Source organism: Stenotrophomonas sp. YJH_SMC_106-19, from assembly GCF_059368375.1.
Window position 1 is genome coordinate 1,589,316 of the sequence record NZ_JCAFRQ010000001.1, and the last position, 16,951, is coordinate 1,606,266.

13 protein-coding genes are annotated in these 16,951 nt (G+C 69.0%); 1 reads left to right on the top strand and 12 read right to left on the bottom strand.

The annotated features are described in order from the left end of the window. Positions 1-15: 15 nt before the first annotated feature. From AC5P5M_RS07125 to mgtE, 3 genes are all read right to left on the bottom strand, one after another. Positions 16-717, bottom strand: a complete 702-nt coding sequence (locus AC5P5M_RS07125) for an alpha/beta fold hydrolase (protein WP_322523115.1) — start codon at positions 715-717, stop codon at positions 16-18. A gap of 169 nt (positions 718-886) precedes the next feature. Then, a complete protein-coding gene (locus AC5P5M_RS07130; RefSeq protein WP_111187192.1) occupies positions 887-3,613 on the bottom strand; it encodes a bifunctional acetate--CoA ligase family protein/GNAT family N-acetyltransferase in 2,727 nt (908 codons plus the stop codon). A 98-nt stretch (positions 3,614-3,711) separates the two neighbouring features. Then, positions 3,712-5,082, bottom strand: coding sequence for a magnesium transporter (gene mgtE, locus AC5P5M_RS07135; RefSeq protein ID WP_128989953.1), 1,371 nt, complete (start codon positions 5,080-5,082; stop codon positions 3,712-3,714). Between the two features lie 317 nt (positions 5,083-5,399). On the opposite strand from mgtE, the gene AC5P5M_RS07140 reads away from it, so the two are divergent. Further along, on the top strand, positions 5,400-7,187 hold the full coding sequence (locus AC5P5M_RS07140; RefSeq protein ID WP_481505288.1) for a monovalent cation:proton antiporter-2 (CPA2) family protein: 1,788 nt from the start codon (positions 5,400-5,402) through the stop codon (positions 7,185-7,187). Between the two features lie 87 nt (positions 7,188-7,274). On the opposite strand, the gene AC5P5M_RS07145 is transcribed toward AC5P5M_RS07140, so the two are convergent. From AC5P5M_RS07145 to AC5P5M_RS07185, 9 genes are all read right to left on the bottom strand, one after another. Continuing rightward, positions 7,275-10,619, bottom strand: coding sequence for an ankyrin repeat domain-containing protein (locus AC5P5M_RS07145; protein ID WP_495205699.1), 3,345 nt, complete (start codon positions 10,617-10,619; stop codon positions 7,275-7,277). After that, positions 10,612-10,872 carry a YcgL domain-containing protein gene (locus tag AC5P5M_RS07150; protein ID WP_053518100.1) on the bottom strand — a complete coding sequence of 87 codons (261 nt, stop codon included), beginning with the start codon at positions 10,870-10,872 and terminating at the stop codon, positions 10,612-10,614. The genes AC5P5M_RS07145 and AC5P5M_RS07150 overlap by 8 nt, the downstream gene beginning before the upstream one ends. Positions 10,873-11,032: 160 nt before the next feature. Continuing rightward, on the bottom strand, positions 11,033-11,473 hold the full coding sequence (locus AC5P5M_RS07155; protein WP_053518098.1) for a hypothetical protein: 441 nt from the start codon (positions 11,471-11,473) through the stop codon (positions 11,033-11,035). Between the two features lie 55 nt (positions 11,474-11,528). Beyond that, positions 11,529-12,767 (bottom strand): beta-ketoacyl-ACP synthase, encoded by a 1,239-nt coding sequence (locus AC5P5M_RS07160; RefSeq protein WP_065174278.1) that lies wholly within the window; start codon positions 12,765-12,767, stop codon positions 11,529-11,531. Beyond that, positions 12,767-13,498: a 3-ketoacyl-ACP reductase FabG2 gene (locus tag AC5P5M_RS07165; protein WP_053518094.1), complete on the bottom strand. Its 732-nt coding sequence runs from the start codon at positions 13,496-13,498 to the stop codon at positions 12,767-12,769. Before AC5P5M_RS07165 ends, AC5P5M_RS07160 begins: the two co-directional genes overlap by 1 nt. Then, complete coding sequence (locus AC5P5M_RS07170) at positions 13,495-13,950, bottom strand: hotdog family protein (protein ID WP_053518092.1); 456 nt, start codon at positions 13,948-13,950, stop codon at positions 13,495-13,497. The genes AC5P5M_RS07165 and AC5P5M_RS07170 overlap by 4 nt, the downstream gene beginning before the upstream one ends. Next, a complete protein-coding gene (locus AC5P5M_RS07175; protein ID WP_128989957.1) occupies positions 13,947-15,131 on the bottom strand; it encodes a beta-ketoacyl-[acyl-carrier-protein] synthase family protein in 1,185 nt (394 codons plus the stop codon). The genes AC5P5M_RS07170 and AC5P5M_RS07175 overlap by 4 nt, the downstream gene beginning before the upstream one ends. Next, a complete protein-coding gene (locus tag AC5P5M_RS07180) occupies positions 15,128-15,673 on the bottom strand; it encodes a DUF3261 domain-containing protein (protein WP_219631760.1) in 546 nt (181 codons plus the stop codon). Before AC5P5M_RS07180 ends, AC5P5M_RS07175 begins: the two co-directional genes overlap by 4 nt. Then, positions 15,673-16,923 (bottom strand): NAD(P)/FAD-dependent oxidoreductase, encoded by a 1,251-nt coding sequence (locus tag AC5P5M_RS07185; RefSeq protein WP_495205700.1) that lies wholly within the window; start codon positions 16,921-16,923, stop codon positions 15,673-15,675. Before AC5P5M_RS07185 ends, AC5P5M_RS07180 begins: the two co-directional genes overlap by 1 nt. Between the last annotated feature and the right edge of the window lie 28 nt (positions 16,924-16,951).

The following is a 16,951-nucleotide window of genomic DNA, read 5'->3' on the forward strand; positions in this document are numbered from 1 at the left end:
TGCCCGGCGGGCCCTTCAGTCCTGCAGCAGCCACCCGCGCATCGCCGCACTGACCTCATCCGGCTTCTCCATCGGCGCCAGGTGCCCGCAGTCGGGCACCACCACCAGCTGCGAGTGCGGTACCAGCGCGTGCATCTCCTCGCTCACCGCCAATGGCGTGATGCGGTCGTTGGCACCGCACACGATCAGCAGCGGATCACGATATCCGGCCAGCACATCGTGGCCGTCACGACGTTCCAGCGCGCTCTGTCGCAGGAACACCTCCGCGCCAAGACGCGCCGTCATGTCGCGCACGCGCTGCACCAGTACATAGTCGTCCAGCCGCGAGGCATCGATGTAGCTGCGCATCAGGACGTCACCGAATCCATGGAACTTCCCGGGCAGGCGCACGCTGGCGCGCTGGCTGCGACGCTGCTCGGCACGCTCCGGCGAATCGGCGTGGATCGAGGTGTCGATCAGCGCCAGCCGCAGCACCCGCTCCGGTGCGACGCGCAGGATCTGCTGGGCAACGAAGCCTCCCAGCGAGAACCCGGCCAGCGCGAAGCGCGCAGGTGCCTGCGCCAGCACATCCTCGGCCACCGCCTGCAGGGTCGCGCCGCGGGTCTGGTCGCCCACGCTGCACTCGGCGATATCGGCCAGGTCGGCCAGCTGCGCGCGCCACAGCTCGGCATCGTTGAGCAGGCCGGGGAGCAGCAGCAAGGGGATGCGGTCAGTCATGGCCCGCATTGTCGCAACCGCACGGACGGTATGCCACGATCACTTCGGCGTTACGACGCCGCCGATGGGATGACCGGCGTGACCGGAGTGCCGTGCTACTGCAGGGCGGTGGTTGAGCGATTGCGATGGGGACCGCCGGGCACGGCCCGGCGCTGCCGATGAGGAACCCTCACGCCACCGGCGGCACCTCGGGAACGTCCACCTGCTGCACCGGCAGGGTCACCATCATCACCGTCGGGTCGTCCGGGTCCAGCCGGGTCTTGAAGCCCAGGCTCTGGCACATCGCCAGCATGGTGCTGTTCTCGCGCAGCACCTGTCCCTCGACCACGTGCAGCCCCAGCCACTTCGCATACTCGATCATGATCGCCATCAGTCGCCAGCCAATGCCATGGCCCTTCAGGTCGGAGCGGATCAGGATGCCGTACTCGCCGCGGTGATAATCCGCATCCGCGTGCAGGCGCACGGCGCCGAGCATCTCGCCGCTGCGCGGTTCGATGGCCACCAGCGCGATTGAGCGCGCATAGTCGAGCTGGGTCAGACGGGCGATGAACTCGTGGCTGAAGTGCTTCACCGACTGGAAGAAGCGCAGGCGCAGATCCTCGTCGCTGACCCGGGCAAAGAACGCGCGGAACAGCGCGTCGTCCTCGGGGCGCACCGGGCGCACGAAGGCGTGACCGCCATCGGACAGCTCGATGGTGCGCTCCCACTCCTTCGGATACGGGAACACCGAGAAGCGCGGATGGCCGCGACCCTTGTGCAGGATGCGCGAAGGCGCGATGGCGACGCGTGCATCGAGAGCGAGAATGCCCTTGCCATCGACCAGCAGCGGATTGATATCCAGCGTGCGCACTTCCGGAATGTCGGCGGCCAGCTGCGCCAGTTTCACCAGCGCCAGGGCCAGTGCGCGCTCATCGGCAGCGGGAACATCGCCATAGGCCTTGAGGATCCGCGACGCACGGGTACGCCCGATCAGCTCGTGGGCCAGGCGCAGATCCAGCGGCGGCAAGGCCAGTGCCTTGTCGTTGATCACCTCCACCGCCGTGCCGCCGCGACCGACCACGATCACCGGGCCGAAGGTCGCGTCATCGGCGATGCCCACGATCAGTTCACGCGCTTTCGGGCGGACGATGGTCGGCTGCACCAGCAGACCGTCGATGCGTGCATCCGGGCGCAGCTGGCGTGCACGCGACAGGATCGCCTTGGCCGCAGCCTGCACCGCCGGCAGCGTCGACAGGTTCAGGCGCACGCCGTCCACTTCGGACTTGTGCGGGATGTCCGGTGACAGGATCTTCAAGGCGACGGTCGCACCCCGCTCCAGCAGCGGCTGCGCCAGATCCATGGCCTCGTGCGCGTCGCGCGCATGCATCACCGGCGCGGAGGGAATGCCATAGGCCTTCAGCAGCTCGTGCGTGGCCAACGGGTCCAGCCACTGCTGGCCGTTGGCCAGCGCGGCCTCGACCAGCGTGCGCGCCGCGGCCGCATCCACGCTGAAGTCCTGCGGCAGGCTCGGCGGGGTTTCCATCAGTGCGTTCTGCGCTTCCCGATAGCGCACCAGATGCTGGAAGCCACGTACCGCTTCGGCTTCGGTGGGATAGGTCGGCACGCGCGCCGCATTGAGCGTGGCGGTGGCCTGGTCGTCGTTGCCCAGCCACACGGCGAACACCGGCTTGTCGCGATGGTGGCGCGGGCGCAGGCCGAGCGTGCGGGTCAGCGCCTGCGCGGCGTCGGCCGACGAGGTGAACGCCGTCGGTACGTTGACCACCATCACCGCATCGTTCTCGTTGTCGGCCAGCAGGGCCTCGATGGCCGCGGCATAGCGATCACCATCGGCATCCACCACGATGTCCACCGGATTGCTGCGCGACCAGCCCTGCGGCAGCACCGCATCGAGCTTTTCGACCGTGCTGTCGGACAGGTTCGCCAGGGTTCCGCGCAGCGCGGCCAGCTGGTCCACGGCCAGCCGGCCGACGCCCCCCCCATTGCTGAGGATGGCCAGCCGACGGCCCGGGAAGGTACCCAGCCGGCCCAGGGTCTCTGCGGCGGTGAACAGCTCGTCCAGCGCACCCACGCGCAGCAGGCCGGCGCGGTTGAACGCAGCGCCGTAGACATCATCGGCTCGTGCAAGCGCCTGCACATGGGTATCGCGGCTGCCAGGCTGCACGCGCTCGCTGCGGCCGGACTTCACCACCACCACGGGCTTGGCGCGCGCGGCCGCACGCGCCGCCGACATGAATTTGCGCGCGTCCTTGATCTGTTCGACGTAGAGCAGGATGGCGCGCGTGCGGTAATCGGTGGCGAAATAGTCCAGCAGATCGCCGAAGTCGACGTCCAGCGTATCGCCCAGCGAGACCACGGCGGAGAAACCCACCGAACGCGCCACGCCCCATTCCACCAGCGCCGCGGCAATCGCCGAGGATTCGGATATCAACGCAAGATCGCCAGCCTGCGGGAAGTGTGCGGCGATGCTGGCGTTGAGCCGTGCGTGCGGCGCGATCACACCCAGGCAATGCGGGCCCAGGATGCGCAGACCGTGCCGGCGGGCCACGGCCTCCACCTGCGCCGACAGTGAACCCGGGCCATCCCCCAGATGCGCGGTGAGGATGATCGCCGCCTGCACACCCCGCTCGGCCGCGGTACGCACCACCTGCGGCACGATGGCGGCCGGCGCGGTGATCACCACGAGATCCGGCACCCAGTCCAGATCCTTCAGCCGCTTCACCGTGCGGATGCCATCGATTTCGGCGTGGCGCGGATTGATCCACGCCACCTTGCCGGGGAAGCCCGTACCGCGCAGGTTGCGCATCACCGCGCGGCCGGCCGAGCGCTCGCGCGGACTGCCGCCGATCACTGCGACCGACTGCGGACGGAACACTGACTGCAGGTGGTAGGTACTCATGCGCCTACGGTACACGCACCCGCGCAACAGGCGCATGATCCAGCGCAACAAAGCAGGCGGGGGATGCGGCGCCCCGCCGCATGCGGGGCGACAGGGCCCTACAGCAGCGTGCCGCGCAGGATCATCGCGGCGATGCTGAAATAGATCACCAGCCCGGTCACGTCGACCAGCGTGGCCACGAACGGGGCGGATGCGCTGGCCGGGTCGAATCCCAGCCGCTTGAGCACGAACGGCAGCATCGAACCCGACAATGACCCGAAGGTGACGATGCCCACCAGCGCCGCACCGATCGTGATCGCCAGCAGCACCCAGTGCTCGCCGTAGTCGTGCAGGCCACCCAGCTGCCAGATGACGATGCGGACGATCGCCAGGGCACCGAGAATGGCACCCAGCACCATGCCGGTCGGAATCTCGCGCAGGGCCACCTTCCACCAGTCGCGCAGGCGCAGCTCGCGCAGCGCCAGGCTGCGGATCAGCAGCGAGGTGGCCTGCGAGCCGGAGTTGCCGCCGGAACTCATGATCAACGGGATGAACAACGTCAGCACCACCGCACGTGCCAGTTCGTCCTCGTAGTGCTGCATGGCGCTGGCCGTCAGCATCTCGCCCAGGAACAGCACGCTCAGCCAGCCGGCGCGCTTGCGCAGCATCTCCAGGAAGCCGATCTGCATGTACGGCTTGTCCAGCGCTTCCATGCCGCCGAACTTGTGCGCGTCTTCGGTGGATTCCTCGATCAGCGCATCAAGCACGTCGTCCACGGTGACGATGCCCAGCATCCGCTGGCTGGCATCGACCACCGGAATGGCCAGCAGGTCGTGGCGACGGATCAGCCGCGCCACCTCTTCCTGGTCCATCAACGCGTCCACGGTTACTGGCGGATTGACCTGGGCCACCTCGAGGATCGACTCCTCGGGCAGGCCGGTGATCAGGCGGCGCATGGTCACCACCTGCTGCAGACGCTGGCTGACCGGGTCCAGGACGTAGATCGCGTACACGGTCTCGCGCGTGCGCTCGACCTGGCGGATGTGCTGCAGCGTCTGCGCCACCGTCCAGCTGGCCGGCACGGCGACGTACTCGGTGGTCATCAGCGCACCGGCCGTGTTTGGCGGGTAGCCGAGCAGCGTCTGGATGGCCTGGCGGGCATCGGCGCCCAGCAACGGGATCAGCCGCGCGCGCTCGTCCTCATCCAGTTCGTGAACGATGTCGGTGGCGCGGTCGTCGGCCATCAGCCCGAGCAGCGCAGCGGCCCGCGCCGGTGGCAGCGCGGCCACCAGCTCGCCGCTGCGATGCAGTTCGGGGGCTTCCAGCATCTTCACTGCACGCGGCAGCGGCAGCGCCGCCAGCGTGTCGGCAGCGCGCTGCAGCTCCAGCGTGTTGAGGAACTCCACCGCGTCGGCGGTGTTGTAGTCCGCCAGCGGTGCCGCCAATGCAGCGGCATCGGCCACTGGACGCAGCAATTGCTTCTGGTTCATCGGTTTGCCTTGTGGGGTGCGACCTCGCGCAACGCCAACGCAGGCGAACCGTCCCGATGTCAGGCGGTGGCCATCGCTGGCGTCGAACGAGGTCGACTTCTACTGTCGCTGGACATGGGTCGGGAACTCCGGGATGCGTGTGCCGGCGGCGGGCCGCCAGCGGCGGGCAGTCTGGACCTGCCGGCCGCGCAGGTCAACCCGCAGCGGCCATTGCCGCGCGTGCACGATGCGGCGCGCATAATGTCGCAGCGGCGTCCGCCGCCCCTCTCCTCCCCGCACCCACGTACGGCAGGCCTCTGCGATGACCAGGTATTCCCATGCATAGCGGCGGTCTGGAACTGGCCCTGGTCCTGCTGCTGGCCGCCGTCATCGCGGTGCCGGTGTTCAAGCGCTTCGGCTTCGGCGCGGTACTGGGCTACCTGGCCGCGGGGGTGGTGCTGGGGCCGGATGGGCTGGGCTTCGTGCAGGACGCCGATCGCATTCTCGGTGCGGCCGAGATCGGCGTGGTGATGCTGCTGTTCGTGATCGGGCTGGAACTGTCGCCGGCCCGCCTGAAGGTGATGCGGCGCTCGGTGTTCGGCGCCGGTGCCGCGCAGGTAGCGCTGTCCGGCCTGGTACTGGGCGGCCTGCTGCTGCTCGATCACTTCCAGTGGAAGAGCGCGCTGGTGGTGGGCGTGGCGCTGGCGCTGTCCTCCACGGCCGTGGGCCTGCAGCTGCTGTCCGAGCACAAGGCGATCAACAGCGACCACGGCCGGCTCGGCTTTGCCATCCTGCTGTTCCAGGACCTGATCGCGATCCCGCTGCTGGCGGCCATCCCGCTGCTGGGCGGCGTCAAGAACCAGACGCTGCGTTGGGAGGATGCCGCAGTGGCGCTGGGCGCGCTGGCCGTGGTGATCCTGTGCGGGCGGCCGGTCCTGCGCCGGCTGTTCGGTGTCATCGCCCGTACCCGCAGCCCGGAGGTGTTCACCGCCACCGCCCTGCTGGTCGTGCTGGGCACGGCGTGGTTCATGCAGGAGGCCGGCCTGAGCCCCAGCCTGGGTGCGTTCCTGGCCGGCGTGCTGCTGTCCGATTCCGAGTTCCGGCACGAGCTGGAAGCGCAGATCGAGCCGTTCAAGGGCCTGCTGCTGGGCCTGTTCTTCATCGCCGTCGGCATGGGCATCGATCTCGACCGCATCGCCGCCGAGCCGTGGCTGATCGCCGCCGGCGTGGCCATCCTGCTGGTGGTCAAGTTCAGTCTGCTGTATGCCATCGGCCGCATCGCCCGGCTGGGTTCGCGGCAATCGCTGCTGCTGGGCAGCGTGCTGTGGCTGGGCGGCGAGTTCGCCTTCGTGGTGTTCAACGAGGCGCAGCGCGCGCATCTGCTGGGCAACGCCAACCACGACCGGCTGGTGGCCATTGTCGGCCTGTCGATGGCGATCACGCCGCTGCTGATGATCGCCCTGATGCGGCTGCTCGGGCAGGAGAAGGTGGCCCCGCGCGCCGCGGCCGACGCCGACAAGGTCGCGCCGGACAACCGGCCGAAAGTCCTGATTGCCGGCATGGGCCGCGTCGGCCAGGTCATCGCGCGCCTGCTGACCGCACAGAAGGTGCCGTTCGTGGCACTGGAAGCGAACCCGGACACGGTGGCCGACCTGCGTCGCTTCGGCAACCAGCTCTACTATGGCGATCCGACGCGCCCGGAGATGCTGCGCGCCGCCGGTGGTGAACATATCGATGTGTTCGTGATCACCGTGGACGACCCGGAGACCAATCTGCGTGCGGTACGGATGGTGCGGCGCCTGTATCCGGAGGCGAAGGTGCTGGCACGTGCGCGCAACCGCCAGCATGCATGGCGACTGATGGACATGTCGGCCGAACCGTTCCGCGAAGTGTTCGCTACCAGCCTGGAAATGAGCGGTCGCGTGCTGACCGCGCTGGGGGTGGCACCCGATGTTGCCCAACGCCATGTGCAGCGCTTCCGCGAACACGACGAACAGCTGCTGCGCGACCAGTACCTGGTGTACGACGACGAGGCGGCCGTGATCCAGACCTCGCGCGATGCCCGCAACGACCTGATGCATCTGTTCGAGGCCGACGCGGAAAGCGACGGCGACGCGCAGCGCTGACGGCGAAAGGGCTGCCGAGCATCGTCGGCATTCCGCATGATCGGGGTCAGAGCCCTTTCCAACGGAAAGGGTTCTGACCCCCGATTCTCAGCCGTTGTCGCGCAGGAACCGGGCCATCGAGGACACGCCCGGTACGCGCGGCTCGAACTCGCCGGCAACGTCGATGAAGCCACGCATCACGGCGATCTCGCGCGGACTGCGGTTCAGGCTGTCCCGCACGTCTGGGTCGGCGCCGGCACGCAGCAGGCGCTGTACCAGCAGCGGCAGGCCGTGCAGCGCCGCCAGGTGCAGCGGGCCGAAACCACGCGGATCGCGCACGTCCAGGCTGACATCCTCTTCCAGCAGACGCTCCACCGCGGCCATCACCACCTGCTCGTCGCAGGCCGTACCCGGCTCGGCGCGCGCTCCCAGCAGCAGCAGCAGCGGTGTGACCGAACCGGCGGCGGCCTGTTCCGGTTCGGCACCGGCCAGCAGCAGCGTGTCCAGCAACGCCAGCAACCGCGGGCGGTCACGTGCGCTGAAGCCGTACAGGGCCGCGCAGTGCAGCGGGCCCAGTTGCTGCGCGTCTCCGGCGTGTACATCGGCACCTGCGGTCAGCAGGCGCGCGACGATGTCCGGCAGGCCCAGCGCGGAGGCCAGCATCAGCACGGTCACTCCCCCCGGCAGCCGGTGTTCAAGCTTGGCACCGGCATCGAGCAGGGCCGACACGATCTCGACCTGGCGCATGCTGACCGCGGCCGACAACGGCGTTGCGCCGCTGGCCGCTGCGTGCTGCGGATCGGCGCCCCGTGCCAGCAGCAGGTCGGTCACCGCCAGATGGCCGCCGCCGGCGGCACGCAGCAGCGCCGTGCAGCCCTGCGCATCCACGGCATCAACGGCGAACCCCAGATCGATCAGGCGACGCACCGCATCGACATCGCCGGCCATCGCCGCAGAGGGCAGGTCGGCATCGCGCAGGGTACGGCGTGGCAGTGGCCACACCCGCCAGTCCAGCCAGTCGGCCAGATCACGACGACCACTCGACAGCGCCACACCCAGGGGGGTCTGGCCATCGGCGGCGCGTGCCTCCGGCGAGGCGCCGTGCTGTACCAGCAGCTTCAGCGCACCTTCCCGGGCCAGCGCGGTCGCCAGGTGCAGGGCGGTCATGCCATGGCTGTCGCGCGCCTCACGGTCGACACCAGTCTTGAGCAGGGCCTGCTGCAGGCGCAGCCAGCCCAGGCGCACCGCCAACGACAGCGGCGGATCGCCTGCCGGCGATGCGGCGAACGGATCAGCACCCCGCTCCAGCAGTTCCAGCGCCAGCTGTTCCAGTCCGCGGGCCGCCTGATCGTGCTGCGCGCAGGCGGCCAGGAAACGGGCCAGGCCGCCGCGGCCGGCCGGCGACAGGCCATGCTGCAGCATGACCTGCAGCGCCGGCACCGCATCGACGCCGCGCGACAGCAGCGCGAACATCGGCGTGTCGGCGCAGGCATCACGCACATAGGGGTCGGCACCATGGGCCAGCAGCCAATCCACGGCACGCGGCTCCAGGGCCAGCTCCGGATCCAGCAGCAGGCTGCCCAGCTCCTGCGGCTGGCACAGCTTGGCCAGGGCGGCCATGCCATCGGTGTTGCCGAAGCCCAGTGCTTCGCGCAGCAGGGTCAGCGGCGGCCGATCAGGCAGCAGGCCACTGGCGCTGGCGGCCTCACCGCGCTCGGCCAGGCCATCGCTGACCGCCGCAGGCAGCGGATAGGACGGATCAAGCAGCGCGACGATGGCCCAGCGACCGGCTTCGGCCGCGTAGTCGACCGCACGCCGACCGACCGGATCGGCCGCATCGGCGGTGATGCCCAGTTCGACCAGGCGCTTGACCAGCAGGGGCGAAACCGTATCGGCCATGGCCGCCAGCTGCACCGCGTTGCGGCCCTCGCCATCGACAGCCACCAGGTCAGGCTTGTGCGGCAGGAGGTGTTCGATGACGGCGGCGCGACCGGCACGCGCGGCCTCCAGCCACGGCGTGCGACCGAGCGCGTCGCGTGCTTCCAGGTTTGCACCGGCAGCGAGCAGCACGCCGATGATTTCAACGTGGCCGGCCAGGGCCGCTTCGTGCAGTGCGCTGCGACGTTGGCGGTCGCGCGCATCCGCACGCGCCTTGTGCTTGAGCAGCAGCTGCACGCCGGCCGGATCATCGTCTTCGGTGGCGGCTGCGGCGAGCAGGACCGGCGTGCCGTCCGCCGGCTCGGTGCGGGCACCGCGTTCGAGCAGGAAGCGGGCCAGGCGCCAGTTGCCTACCTGGCAGGCCACGGCCAGCGGGGACCAGCCCTCGTGGTTGAGTGCATCCACTTCGGCCGCGGCATCGCGCAGCAGCGCGGCAACGCCGGGGTCGGAGCTTCGAGCCGCGTGGTGCAACGGCGTGTTGCCCTCGCTGTCGGTAGCGCGAGAATCGGCGCCATTGGCCAGCAGGGTCATCACGGCTTCGGGGCGACCATGCCAGCTGTCGCGGGTGGCCGCCAGCAGCGGCGTCATGCCCCGGTGCGGCGCGTTCACATCGACCCCGCGGGCAATCAGTTCACGCAGCAGGCGCAGGTCCGGCAACACCGCCGCCAGTACCGCCAGGCTGCGCTGATCACGCCAGTTCGGGTCCGGCAACGCGTGCGGGTCCGCGCCGGCCTGCAGCAGCTGCAGCGCCCGGTCGATGCGACCGTGGCGCGCCGCTTCATGCAGCGCAGGCGTCAGTTCCTGCGGGGCCATCGCCTCCAGCGGCGTGGTCTCGCTGGCAGCGGGGAGCAGCGGCGCGTGTGTCGCACCGGCATCGGCCAGCGGGCCCGGGTTCACGCGCAGCGACACCAGTGGCGCCGGTGCGACCCGCTGCAGCAGCAGATGCAGCAACGGCGACCCCAGCAGCACGGTCAACGTGGCGGGCCAGCGCGCGCTTTCCGGCAGCAGCCCTGGCCATGCCGGCAACACCACCAGTGCGGCCAGCGCGATCACCAGCGCGGCCACGACAAGGCCACGCCAGGCAGTGAGGTCACGGCCGGCCAACGCTTGCCAGTGCTGCGCCAGGCTGCCATCCAGCCGCTCGACATCATTCCACAGCGGCCACGTACGCCAGGCCGCCAGCAAACCGGCACTGACCAGCACGCTCAGCCCGAGCACCGCCGCCAGGCTGCCGCTGTCGCGCAGTGCCGCCAGCGGCCAGGCCAGCAGCAGGGCCAGCAGTACCGGCGCGGCGGTCCACAGCGCCAGCAGGGCCGGCAGGTCCTGCTGCGCGATCAACTTCGGCGGCAGTACCGCACGGCTGCGCCGCCACCACGAAATGCCCAGGGCATACGCCGGCTGCGCCAGCGCAGCAAGCACCGCCCCCGGCAGGCCGCCGACGGCGGCACCCAGCGCCAGCAGGGCACCCAGGACGAAGGCGATCGACAGGGCGCGCGGACGGGAAAGCTCAGTCATTGTGGCGCGGCATCATGCTGGTCACCGACGGCGGCACCTGCAGGTAGAACCCGCGTTCGCTCATTTCGCTGCGCACCTTGGCCGGATCGGCCTGGGCGAGGCGGCGCTGCGGCTCCAGGGCCACGTCCAGGACGAAGGTGAGCGTACCCAGCGACGCCACCAGCGGCGCAGGCAGCGCGCTGAAGTCATCGCGTCGGGGAACGTAGACGAAGGTGTCCGGCTTGAGTTGGCTTTTATAGACGTAGGCGTGCATGTCCACGGGACGATAACCCGGGAAGAGCCCTGATTGTGTCGGAAAGCCGACACCGGGGAAAGCCGTCGGCCGACGATGCCGGCAGGATCGACGGCGTTTCCCCGGCGGGGTTCAGCAATGTGGCGGCGGCGTTCAGCCTCGGCCGCCGCCACACGGATGCTTACTTGACCTTGGCGTAGGTGCCCTTCAGGGCGACGCCGGCCACGAACGTGCCCGCCCAGCACTCGTAGTTGCTCGCGCTCCTGAACTCGTTCTTCTTGTAGTAGCTGACGATGTCGACCACCGCATTGGCGCCACGCGAGCGGGCGCCGTCCTGCAGTGCGCGCAGCGCCGACAGCGCCACCCAGCGGCAGGCTTCGGCATCGCTCTTGTTGGCGGCGTTGGTCTTCCGGTTGGTGACGTCTTCACCCAGACGCTGCTGCACGCTGACCGGCTGACCGGCCAGATAGAAGCGCACGCTGCCATCGATGCCGGCATCGCGGGCGGCCTGCGAGCTGACAAGTTCCTGCAGGGACTGCTCCACTCGGGTGTCACGGGCGGAGGCCGTGGCGGTCACAGCCAGCAGAAGGGTGGCACTGGCGATCATCAGGGTGCGGCGCATCGAAACATCTCCTTGTCCGGGGTGCGTTGGGGGTGGTGCGGATGGGGTGCGGGGGTCATTCGCTCCAGCGGCGGAATACCAGCGAGGTATTGATGCCGCCGAAGGCGAAGTTGTTGCTCATCACGTACTCGGCCTGCAGATCGCGGCCGTGCCCGGTGATGAAGTCCAGCTGGCCGCAGCGCGGATCGACCTCGGCCAGGTTGAGGGTCGGCGCGAACCAGCCGGCACGCATCATCTCGATGCTCAGCCAGGCTTCGAACGCTCCGCACGCGCCGAGCATGTGCCCGACGTAGCTCTTCAGCGAGCTGATCGGCACGCGGCTGCCGAACACCTGCGCGGTGGCCTGTGTCTCGGCGATGTCGCCGTGATCGGTGGCGGTGCCGTGGGCGTTGACGTAGTCGATCCGCGCCGCGTCGAGCCCGGCGTCCTCCAGGGCCAGGCGCATGGCCTGGGCCATGGTGTCGGCGCTGGGCTGGGTGACGTGCTGGCCGTCGCTGTTGGTTCCGTAGCCGACCACCTCGGCAAGGATGGACGCACCGCGTGCGAGGGCGTGCTCCATGTCCTCCAGGATCAGCGTGCAGGCGCCCTCGCCCAGCACCAGGCCGTCGCGGCCTGCATCGAAGGGCCGCGGCGTCGACTGCGGCGCATCGTTGCGCACGCTGGTGGCGAACAGGGTGTCGAACACCGCTGCAGCGGTGGCGTCGAGCTGCTCGGCACCGCCGGCCACCATCACCGTCTGCTTGCCGCTGCGGATGGCTTCATACGCCGCTCCGACGCCCTGGCTGCCTGACGTGCAGGCGCTGGAGGTGGTGTAGACACGCCCGGACAGGCCGAAGAACACGCCGATGTTGACCGGCGCGGTATGGCTCATCATTTTCAGGTACGTGGTGGCACTGATGCCATCGGTGGTGAACTCGTTGAGCATGCGGCCGAACTCGCCGGTCGCTTCGTGGCTGCCGGAGGACGAACCGTAGGCCACGCCGGTGCGGCCGCTGCGCAGCACCGGATGCTCATGCAGGCCGGCCTCGCGCAGGGCCATCTCGGTGGCGCGCACCGACATGATCGCGACCTTGCCCATCGAGCGGGTGGTCTTGCGGTTGTAGTTCGGCGGCAGCGTGAAGTCCTGCGCGGGCGCGGCCAGCTTGGTGTTCAGGCCCGCGTAGACGTCCCATTCCGGCATGGTGCGCACTGCGTTGCGGCAGCTGCGCAGGTGCGCGTGGATGGTGGGCCAGTCGTGGCCAAGCGGACTGATGGCAGCGGCACCGGTCACCACCACGCGACGATCAGCGGCCATCAGAGCATGCCCCCGTTGACCGAGATCACCTGCCGGGTGATGTAGCCGGCCGGCTCGGACAGCAGGAACGCGACCGTTGCGGCCACCTCATCGGGATGCCCCACGCGGCCGGCCGGAATCAGCTTCAGGGCGTGTTCGACCACTTCATCGTTGAGCATTTCGGTCTCGATCAGGCCCGGGGCCACGCAGTTGACGGTGATCTGGCGGCTCGCCAGCTCCAGCGCCAGCGCCTTGGTGGCACCGATGATGCCGGCCTTGGCCGCGCTGTAGTTGACCTGGCCGCGGTTGCCGGCCAGCCCGGACACCGACGACAGGGTGACGATGCGACCGGGCCGGCGCCGCCGCACCATCGGCATGATGAGCGGATGCAGCACGTTGTAGAAGCCGTCCAGGTTGGTGTGGATGACCTGGTCCCAGTCTTCGGACGACAACGCAGGAAATGCGCCGTCGCGGGCGATGCCGGCATTGCACACCACGCCGTAGTACGCGCCGTGCGCCTCGACATCGGCCTCCAATGCGCCGCGTGCGGCATCCCGGTCGGCCACATCGAACGCCAGCACGCGGGCCTGCCGGCCCAGTGCCTGGATTTCGTCCACCACTGCCTGCGCCTCGTCCACGCGGCTGCGGCAGTGCACGGCTACATCGAACCCATCGCGCGCGACGCGCAGCGCGATGGCCCGGCCGATGCCCCGGCTGGCGCCGGTGACCAGCACGCTCCGATTCCCTGTCATGCCTGTCCACTCTCCAGATAGGCCATCGCGTCGGCAGGTTCGTACACCGACACGTTGGCGGTCGCCCATTCTTCGTCGCCTGCCAGGATCCGGCAGGCGAACATCCCCAGTCCATTGTCGCCCAACAGCTCGCAGCGCGCCTGTACGCGAAGGCGGCTGCCCACCGGAAAACCGCTGCGCTGGCTGCCATAACGGCGACTACCCAGCAGGAATCCGAGCTGCGGCCGGTTGCCGGCAGCGCGTGCACGGCAGCCGGCCCAGGCCGCGATGGCCTGCGCCATGTATTCGATGCCGATCCAAGCCGGCACCTGCCCATCCTCGACGAACAGCCCGCTCGCCGGCACGACCAGCTCGGCCTCGATGCCGTCCTCGTCCCAGTGCATGATGCGCTCCAGCAGGCACATGTCCTGCCGGTGGGGCACCACGTCTTCAATGGCATACACCGTGTTCATCCGCACTCCAGTGCCAGCACGGCGTTGCTGCCGCCGAAGGCGAACGAGTTGCTCAGCACGCGCCGGGGCGGCTGCGCCAGGAAGGTGGCCGGCGCCACCAGCGGCAGCGGCGGCAGAGCGGGATCAGCGATGCCATCCCACCAGTGCGGTGGCAGCTGCTGCCGGCAGTTCTCGGCAAGCACGATCCAGCACAGCGCCGCCTCGATCGCCCCCGACGCACCCAGGGTGTGGCCGGTGAGTGGCTTGGTGGAACTACAGGGAACGTCATTGCCCAGTACCTGCGCCACCGCCAGGCTTTCCATCGCATCGTTGTGGCCGGTGGCAGTGCCGTGCAGGTTCACGTAGTCGACATCGGCGGGCGACCAGCCGGCACGATGCAGCGCCTGCTGCAGGGCGTCGATGGCGCCAAGGGCCTGCGGATCCGGCGCCGACATGTGATGTGCATCGGCGGACTCGCCCCATCCGGCCAGGCATACCGGGCCAGGTTCGCGGGTCAGCAGGAACAGCGCAGCGCCCTCGCCGATGTTGATGCCGGCACGATGCTGCGAGAAGGGATTGCAGCGCACTGCCGAGACCGATTCGAGCGCATTGAAGCCTGCCACGGTGAAGCGGCACAGCGAGTCGGCCCCCCCGGCGATGACCGCATCGACGGTGCCGGCACGCAGCATTCGCGCGGCCGACATCAGCGCCTTGGCACTGGACGAACAGGCAGTGGACAGGGTCCACGCCGGGCCCTGCGCGCCGCTGCGCTGACGCACGAACTGCGCGGTGGTGCCCATTTCCTGCTGTGCGTAATCGAAACCTTCAGGCCAGCAGCCCTGCTCCGCATGAGTCCGCAGTGCCTGCTCCGATTCGCCGATGCCGGAGGTGCTGGTGCCCAGCACCACCGCCACCCGATCAGCGCCATGGCGTGCAATGGCCGCGCCGACCGCAGGCGCGATCTGCGCCAGCGCGACCTCCAGCAATGCATTGTTGCGCCCGCGCAGGGATACCGGCAGGTCTTCCAGCGTCGGCAGTGGCGTGCGCACTTCACCCAGCGCCAGGGTACGCCCCGGCAGCAGGCGGTCGTTGTCGCTCAGGCCGCCCGGAGCATCGGCGAACATCGCCGATGCCACGGCGCCGCGGCCTTCGCCCAGCGCGCAGACCAGGCCGAGGTCGTTCAGGTAGATCGGTGTATTCATCGCGCCTGCCCGGCCATGTCGATCGATTCGATGCGCAGGGCGTAACCCTCGGCACGGTTCTCCAGCTGGACGCTGCCATCGTCCAGGCGCCGCAGCTGCAGCCAGACCGTACCGCTGCGGGACAGGCTGCGCTGGCGGCCGTCATCGCTGACCTCCCAGCCCGCCGGCAATGCCGCAGCGATCGCCGCGGTCGGCCACAACGCGAACTGCAGGTCATCCAGTACGCGTTCGGCACGCACCTGCGGAGGCAGCCACGGCGCACGCTGCTGGGTCAGTTGCCGGCCATCCCACTGCAGGCGCACGCCGGTCTGGCCCATGGCCTGCACCGCCAGCCGCACCTGCTGTGCGTCGGCTTCGAGCAGCGCATCGAGATCGCGCTCATGGCTGCCGAACCGGAAATGCAGCTGCTGCTGCAGTGCCAGCGGCGCTGGCAGGCTGGCCGGCGACAGCCGCAGCGGTGGCAGCTGCACCTGCGGGCGTGGCATGCGCCCGGTACAGGCGACCAGCAGCAGGCACAGCAGCACTGCAGCGGAAAGGGCCATCAGGCGCCGCACAGTTCCTCCAGCACGCGCATGCGACGGCCGCTGGGGTCGGCCACGTAGGGGTTGTTGGTGTCCCAGGCGTATCCGGCCAGGATGGAACTGATCATGTCGCGCACGTCCGGCTGCGGGTCGGGGTGGTAGATGATCTTCTGGAAGCCGCCCTGGTACCAGCTTTCGACGAAACGACGGAAGGTTCTCACGCCGGCACGCAGCGGAACGGAGAACTCGGCCTCCCAGTCCACAGCCTGCCCGGCATAACGGCGCGCCAGGCACTCACTGGCCAGCTGCGCCGATTTGAAGGCAATGGTCACGCCCGAGGAGAACACCGGGTCGAGGAACTCGCCAGCGTTGCCAAGCAGCGCATAGCCCGGGCCCCACAGCGAACGGACATTGGCCGAATAGCCCGTGATGCGGCGTACCGGCAGCACCGCCCATTCGGCATTGGCCAGCAGGTGGGTCAGGTTCGGATCCTCGCCGACGATGGCCTGCAGCTTCTGCAGGTCGTCGCCTTCGTAGCGATCAAAGAACGAGGGCTCGGCCACCACGCCCAGCGAGCAGCAGCCGTTGGAGAACGGGATCGTCCAGTACCAGACGTCGATGTGCTCGGGGTGGGTCGTGATGAGGATCTTGTTGCGGTCGAAGTCCGCTTCGGCCGGAATGTTGTCACGCACGTGGCAGAAGATCGCGCCACGCACCGGGAAGTTGGAGGGTGACTCCAGATCCAGCAGGCGCGGCAGCAACCGCGCGAAGCCGGAGGCGTCGAGGATGAAATCGGCCTCGATGCGGTACTCACTGCCATCGGGACGGCGCACGTTGACGGCAGGCTGCTCGCCCGGCTCGACCGACAGCACCTCGTCGCCGAAACGCAGCGTGGTACCCATCCGCTCGGCGCCCCGCGCCAGCACGTTGTCGAAGTCGGCGCGCTGCACCTGGTAGGTGGTGCCCCAGCCGGGCGAGAACTTCTTCCTGAAGTCGAATGCGGTACGCGCCTGGCCATGCACGAAGGCCGCGCCATTCTTGTGCTGGAAGCCGGCTTCGACCACATCCTGCAACAGGCCTGCCGCTTCGATGTACTCCATGCTCTGCGGCAGCAGGCTTTCACCGATCGAGAAACGCGGGAACTGCTGGCGTTCGATCATCAACACCTGGCGACCCTGCCGGCGCAGCATCGCAGCAGCAACGGAACCGGCCGGTCCGGCGCCGATGATCAGGATCTCGGTGCGTTCCACAGCATCCACAGCAGTACTCATCGGGGCGTCCTTGTTGCTCGATAGAGGG